This is a genomic window from Brucella sp. TWI559, assembly GCF_039674265.1.
GTDB lineage: Bacteria > Pseudomonadota > Alphaproteobacteria > Rhizobiales > Rhizobiaceae > Brucella > Brucella chromiisoli.
Genome location: NZ_JBDJNE010000023.1, coordinates 23120 through 29847 on the forward strand (window position 1 = coordinate 23120; position 6728 = coordinate 29847).

Consider the following 6728-nt stretch of genomic DNA (forward strand, 5'->3'; position numbering starts at 1 on the left):
ATGACTAATGAGCAACCATCTGCGCCGAGCGTTCAACCCCTGCTTAGTGTTCAGAAACTCAATGTTTGGTATGGTGCAGGCAACCGATCAAACCGGGTGCGAATACAAGTTCTGCACGATGTTTCGTTTGATTTGATGCCGGGCGAGCGCTTGGGATTAATTGGTGAATCGGGCTCCGGTAAAACGACAATCGCCATGGCAACAATGGGACTCTTGCAGCCATCGGCAGAGGTTTCTGGCAAAATTCGTCTCAATGGTCAGGATATTCTGGAAGCGGGGGAGGCTTCCATTGCGCCGCATCGCTGGAAAGATATCGCGATGGTTTTCCAAGGTGCGATGAATGCGTTTAATCCTGTACGTAGTATCGGGTGGCAGATTGCCGAAGCCATGGACGTCCAGGGCATGGCAAAGGGTAGTCTTGGCATTCAACGCGTGGGAGAGTTGCTGGAACTGGTAGGGATTTCAGCTACCCAAGCGGGCTGTTTTGCTCACGAGTTTTCCGGAGGCATGCGCCAGCGCGCGATGATTGCCATGGCGCTTGCCTGTTCTCCAAAGGTTTTGCTGGCTGATGAGCCGACCACAGCGCTTGATGTGATGGTTCAGCGCCAGGTACTGGAGCTTTTGGTTGATCTCAGCCGCAAGCTCAATCTCGGTGTTATTCTAGTGACCCATGACCTTGGTGTTGTAGCTGAAGCATGTAGCCGCGCTGTGGTTATGCTGAATGGGCGAAACGTTGAAACCGGACCGACCTCGAACCTTTTTCATCGGCCTGAGCATCCTTATACGCGGCAGCTTTTGCGTTCTTCTCCATCGTTTGCGCGTGGATCTGCCACGCATTCCACGCAGCTATCGCATGACGCTGCTACCCGTTCATCATTGCTTGAGATGCGTGGATTGACGGTGAGTTATCCTCAGCGTCCCGGTTTGAAGCAAATACTGACATCCAATCGTCCGGAACCAAAGCAGGTGATTCAGGCGCTTGATCTGGATGTGGCGCCCGGTGAAATCGTTGCGTTGGTCGGTCGTTCTGGATGTGGCAAAACCTCCACATTGCAAGCCATCATGCGTATGCAGCCGGTTACCGGCGGGCGTATTCTCTTTGATGGCCAGGATATTACGCAGCTTGAAGGTCGGGCGTTACGCCGTGTGAGGCGTGATATTCAAATGATTTATCAAGACCCTTATGAATCTCTGGATAGCCGGTTTCGGGTGCAGCAAACTGTTCTGGAGCCTTTGGAAATCCATGGAATTGGCGGCACCCGTATGGAGCGACTTCAGCTTGTGCGTGAGGCGCTTGAACGGGTTGGTTTGACGCCGGTAGAGAATTTCCTTCGACGCTTTCCGCATGAGTTATCTGGCGGCCAACGCCAGCGTGTTGCAATTGCCGCGGGAATTGTACTAAAGCCCAAGCTCATCTTGGCAGATGAACCCACTTCAATGCTGGATGTGTCAATTCGTAGTGGTATTCTCGATCTTCTCGTTGGCTTATGCCGCGAGGGCGGGATGTCTGTGTTGATGATTACACATGATCTGTCAACCGCCGCGAGTTATGCGGATCGCATTGCAGTTATGTATGAAGGTCGTATCATTGAAGCCGGGCCTGCTCTAGATGTCGCACATGCGCCGCAGGCTCAGCACACGCGCGATTTGATCGCCGCTATTCCGCACGTAGATCCTGCAATAGCCAGTCTTATGTAATAAAGCGCATCGGAATAGCAGGGCCTGTTGACGACTGATTAAACTTATTATACAAAGTATAAAAAGAGGCATAAGTGTATTGATCGCATAGGGCGACAGGCGCTTTTAGTTTTTAAAAGGAGGAAAACATGTCCGTCGCAGCTTATTCCAGCAATCGTTATGAAAAGAGTCGCCAGCTTTTTGCGCGGGCCTGTGAAGTCATTCCGGGCGGTGTGAATTCGACAGCACGTGCGACTTGGTCTGGCTGGGAGCCGCATCCACTTTTTGTAGATCGCGGTGAAGGCTCACGCGTTTGGGATGCTGATGGCAACGAGTATATCGATTATCTTATCGGGCTTGGGCCAATGCTGCTTGGACATCGCCCGGAGCAGGTCACGGAAGCGGTAGTGCGTGCCATCCGCGAGGTTGGTACCGTATTCGCAATGCCGAGCGCACCTGAAACCGCGCTTGCCCATAAATTAATCTCGGCGGTTCCATCGCTTGAGCAGGTTCGCCTTTGCAATACCGGCACGGAAGCTGTGCTGTATAGCGTCCGACTTGCCCGCGCCTTTACAGGTCGCAAGAAAATCATCCGGTTTGAAGGCATGTATCACGGCTTTTCGGACGTCGTTTACTGGAGCAAGCATCCCGACCCGGATACGTCTGGTCCGGACAATGCACCGCTTGCAATTCCGCAAGGACCTGGCATGCCAGATGGCATTTCCCATGACCTTATAATTCTGCCCTGGAATGATATTGAAGTGTTGCGTGCGGTCATCGAGCGGGAAGGTGATAATATCGCCGCTGTATTGACCGAACCTGTTATGTGTAACACAGGCTGCATTTTGCCAAAGCCGGGCTATCTTGAAGCCATGCGGGAACTGACCGCACAACACGGTATCCTGCTCATTTTTGATGAGGTCATTACTGGCTTCCGTCTTGCCCTTGGCGGCGCACAGGCGCGTCTTGGCATAACACCTGATCTGTCCACTTTTGCTAAAGGTATTGGTGGCGGTTTCCCAGTCGCAGCCATGGGTGGTCGCCAGGATATCATGTCGCTTGTTGCAGATGGGCGTGTTTCGATTGCGGGCACTTATGCCGGCAACACAATCGCTGTCTCGTCCGCAAATGCCACGCTCGACATTCTGTCTCAGCCGAATTTTTACCATTCACTTGATGCTGTTTCCGACAGGCTGCGGCTTGGTTTGATTGAAGTGTTCAATAGCGCTGGCATCCCGACCCGCGTTGTTGGCATGGGCGCGGTTTATCAGGTTTGGTTCACCGAGCACGACATTCATAACTACCGTGATGCGGCGCGTTATGCGAACCATGAGATATTCCGCGTCTGGTGGGAAGGCATGTTGGAGCGCGGCATACTGTTCCATCCCGGTGCATTTGAAAATCTATTCATCACTTTTGCGCATACAAACGATGATGTAGACCGTACGTTAGAAGCAGCACGAGAAGTCGCACGCTTGATCCGGGCCAGCTAAGCCAGAATGAGCGTATATGGGATGAGAGGGCCTTACAGCATGACAAATTGGCGGTTGGGAATTGATCTTGGCACTTCTGCCGTCAAGCTGGTCGTATTGGATAGTGATGGACAGGTCCGTGCTGAAAGTGGAGCCACCCATCCCACGTTTTCCGAATATCCCGGTCAGGCGGAGCAAAATCCGTCTGACTGGATCATGGCTCTAAAAAAGGCGTTGGCAGACTTACCGGCGGAAACAGGTGGCCGAATTGGTGCAATCTCTGTTGCAGGTCAGATGCCAACACTGGTGTGCCTCGACGAAGACGGAGATTGTGTCGGGGCAGCGATTACCTGGCAAGATAGCCGTGCCGATAAAATGGCACGGGAAATCCTGCACGGGGAAGCGCATGCTCAGGTTTATGCCAAAACGGGCATGCCCGTGGATGGCAGATATCTTGCGCCGCAATATCTTTATCACTTTGATCGATGCCGGGATGACGTTCATCACATTCTTTCAGCGAAGGACTATATCACCTTTGTTCTGACTGGGCGGACAATAACGGATCCATCGACAGCCGCTGGCTATGGGGTCTATGCCTTAGAAAGCGAAAGCTGGGATGCAGAGTTGTGCAAGATCTGGAACTTGCCAATGTCCCTATTGCCAGAAGTGGCCCCAACTTCCGCGAACGTAGGCCCCTTGAGTGCAGCCGGTGCAAGTCTGCTGGGCTTGCCGCAATGCATTACTATCTACAATGGTGCTGCCGATTCAGCTGCCGGAGCTTATGCGATGACGGCACTCAATGCGAACAGTGCCTGTATTGCCATGGGTTCTAGTGCCATTATCTTTGGTGCCACTCCGGCCCGACATCTTGATCCCAAAGCGCGGTATTTATTGACCCCTCACGTTTCTACTGGCTGGTATGGGCGGGAAATGGACTTGCTTTCTACTGGAATTGGCTTCGCATGGCTGAGTAACATTCTGGGACTTACGCCAGAAGCGCTTGAAGCAGAGGCACTTTCTAGCTCTCCCGGCGCGAATGGCACGACCTGTGCGCCCTATATGACGGGTGGTGGTGAACAGGGAGCGTTGTGGGATACATCCCTTACCGGGGTTTTCCACGGGCTTAATGTCTCAACAACCCGTGCAGACTTGGCGCGCGCTTATCTCGAAGGCGTGATTCTTGAAATTCGACGCTGTATCGATGTTTTATCAGAAACATGGCCGGTTCGCCATCTTGTGCTATCTGGTCGGCTGGCTCGCAATCCTGCATTGGTGCGGATGTTTGCAGACATGACAGGTCGCTCCGTACAGGTTTTTGGCTTTGGCTCTTCGGCGGCGATTGGAGCAGCAGCTTTAGCTGGCGAGCCACTTATTATCAAACTGGTAGACGCACCAGTGATTATTCCTGATGGTTCTGCGCATGAGTACGAGCGCATATATGCGCGTTTCATGTCGCTTTATCCGTCAATCGCACGTCATATTGAAGAGAAATCGTAGAAGAGTTGGCTATGAAGATTCTGGACTTTGGTACACGAGCTGAACTGGATGAGGCTGCGGCTGACTATGTTGGTGATTTGTTGACGCGCAAGCCTCATGCGGTGATAGCTCTTCCGACGGGCGAAACGCCGCTCGGGCTTTACCGTAATCTGGCCACCCGCCAACATGCAGGGGTTATTGATTGCCATTCGGCGAGGTTTTTCAATCTCGACGAGTTTGAAGGTAAAGGACCTGCAGATGAAGAAAGCTATGCAGGGTTCCTAATGCGTCATGCTTTTGAGCCTTTGGGAATTGCGCCCGATCATTTACGGCTACTGCAGGGCGATGCTTTAGATATTGAAGCTGAATGTCGAGCATATGATGAGGCCATTGACGCGGCTGGCGGATTGGATCTGGCGGTTCTTGGGCTTGGTCGCAACGGTCATGTTGCATTTAACGAACCCGGCGATGACTGGAACCTTGGTACTCACCGTGTTGCTCTTACCAAGACGACCCGGGAAGCACAGACTGGAATATATCAAGTTGCATCTGATGTGCCAAAATATGGTCTGACAATGGGCGTAGCAACGGTGCTGTCAGCACGTAAGTTGCTCTTGCTGGTGTCTGGGCAAGGCAAGGAAGATGCGATGCAAGCTCTTTTGTCTGGTCAGCGTGATACAGCTCATTCGGTAACAGCGCTGCTCGTTCATCAGGACTTGACAGTTTTGCGTGACTTGTCGTCATTTCGTAGTTGATTGATAGGCGGATAGAGTACCGGAATAAAGCTGTTTATTCGTGCAGTATTGTTGTTCAATATGATACTAGGACTAATTACCCTTATGAGGTAGGACGGATAACAACAAGAGGCTGGCTGAGCTTTGACTGAGAAGAATGCTGAAACAGCACGATCGGACGCTACTGAACCCGGAAAGCTACGCTATCAGGTCGCGTATGACACGATTGTGGCATTGATCCGGGATAATAGTTTGGAGCCTGGCGACAAGCTGCCAAGTATTTCAGAACTGGTTGAGCTTTCCTCCGTCAGTACCATTTCAATTCGCCATGCTCTTGAGAAACTGGAGCGCGAAGGACGCATCACACGTCATCAGGGGCTTGGCATCTTCGTGGCCGAGCGTCGTATCGTTATGGAGCCAAGCCGTTCTGGGGAGTTACTACAAGCACTGGGTGCAGCACAGCCAACAGAAATCACAACAATGACAACGCGTCTGATACAGCTTGCAGTCGGGTTGCCGAGTTCTGGAGCGGCGGATGCCCTCTCAATTTCACAGGGACAACCTGTTTGGGAAATCGTCCGATTAAGGAGTTTGCGTGATAAGCCTGCTATCCTTGAGCGCGCTATACTCCCACTCAATCTCGTCCCGAATCTTGACCAGGATGCGTTAGCTAATGGTGGTTCACTTTATCGCTTTCTGGCAGATTGCCATGGTTTGAACGATGCGCATATAGAGCAGTTTTTTGAAGTCGTTCAGCCATCGAAAGTCGAGCAAATAAATTTGCAGATCGGAAAAGATGAGCTAGTGGTCCGCATTCGGGGAGTAAGCTTTACAGCCGATGATCTCGCATTTGATTGCTGGCAGCAGACTTACCGCGCGTCTGATTTTGTTTTTAGCATATCGGGCGTGGCGGAGCGACATCTTCTTAAACCCGCACAAATATTACCTTGGAGTGTCAGCCAATTCCCATCGACATTGTGATTGCGACGAAGTGGGAACCATTTTTGAGATAGGCGATGTCGACAAAGTGTGGCAGGCATATTCTGACGGCGGCGATATTTCAGAATTAGCAAGTTAATACCTGGAAGTTGCGCAATTTCGCCGAGAAAGATTTGCTTTCTAGGCTCAGGACTCATTGCTTTCCGAGCCAGAATATAACGGCTGCTGCGAGATCTATTGCTGCACGGAACACGACCGGGCAGCGATCATAACGGGTAGCAATTCTTCGCCAGTCTTTCAGTCTGCCAAACATGATTTCGATACGATTACGCCGCTTGTATCGACGTTTGTCATACTTGATAGGCTTCTTACGGTTTTTGCGACCCGGGATGCACGGCTTTATCTCTTTGTCTTTTAACCGTTTTCTGAA

At 51.6% G+C, this 6728-nt stretch carries 6 protein-coding genes; 5 read left to right on the forward strand and 1 reads right to left on the reverse strand.

The features are described 5' to 3' along the window. The 5 genes from ABE530_RS17740 to ABE530_RS17760 all read left to right on the forward strand — a co-directional run bounded on the left by ABE530_RS17740 (position 1) and on the right by ABE530_RS17760 (position 6340). Complete coding sequence (locus ABE530_RS17740; RefSeq protein WP_499695424.1) at positions 1-1698, forward strand: dipeptide ABC transporter ATP-binding protein; 1698 nt, start codon at positions 1-3, stop codon at positions 1696-1698. 128 nt (positions 1699-1826) lie between these two features. Then, complete coding sequence (locus ABE530_RS17745) at positions 1827-3170, forward strand: aspartate aminotransferase family protein (protein ID WP_499695425.1); 1344 nt, start codon at positions 1827-1829, stop codon at positions 3168-3170. A gap of 39 nt (positions 3171-3209) precedes the next feature. Then, positions 3210-4646: a xylulokinase gene (locus tag ABE530_RS17750; protein ID WP_499695426.1), complete on the forward strand. Its 1437-nt coding sequence runs from the start codon at positions 3210-3212 to the stop codon at positions 4644-4646. Positions 4647-4657: 11 nt separating this feature from the next. Continuing rightward, positions 4658-5380 carry a glucosamine-6-phosphate deaminase gene (locus ABE530_RS17755; RefSeq protein WP_499695427.1) on the forward strand — a complete coding sequence of 241 codons (723 nt, stop codon included), beginning with the start codon at positions 4658-4660 and terminating at the stop codon, positions 5378-5380. A gap of 123 nt (positions 5381-5503) precedes the next feature. After that, the gene (locus ABE530_RS17760) at positions 5504-6340 is read left to right on the forward strand and encodes a GntR family transcriptional regulator (protein ID WP_499695428.1); all 837 of its coding nucleotides are present in this window, start codon (positions 5504-5506) and stop codon (positions 6338-6340) included. Between the two features lie 151 nt (positions 6341-6491). Here the strand turns inward: ABE530_RS17760 and ABE530_RS17765 are convergent. Beyond that, positions 6492-6728 (reverse strand): transposase (locus ABE530_RS17765; RefSeq protein WP_499695429.1); only part of this gene is annotated, 237 nt, incomplete at its 5' end.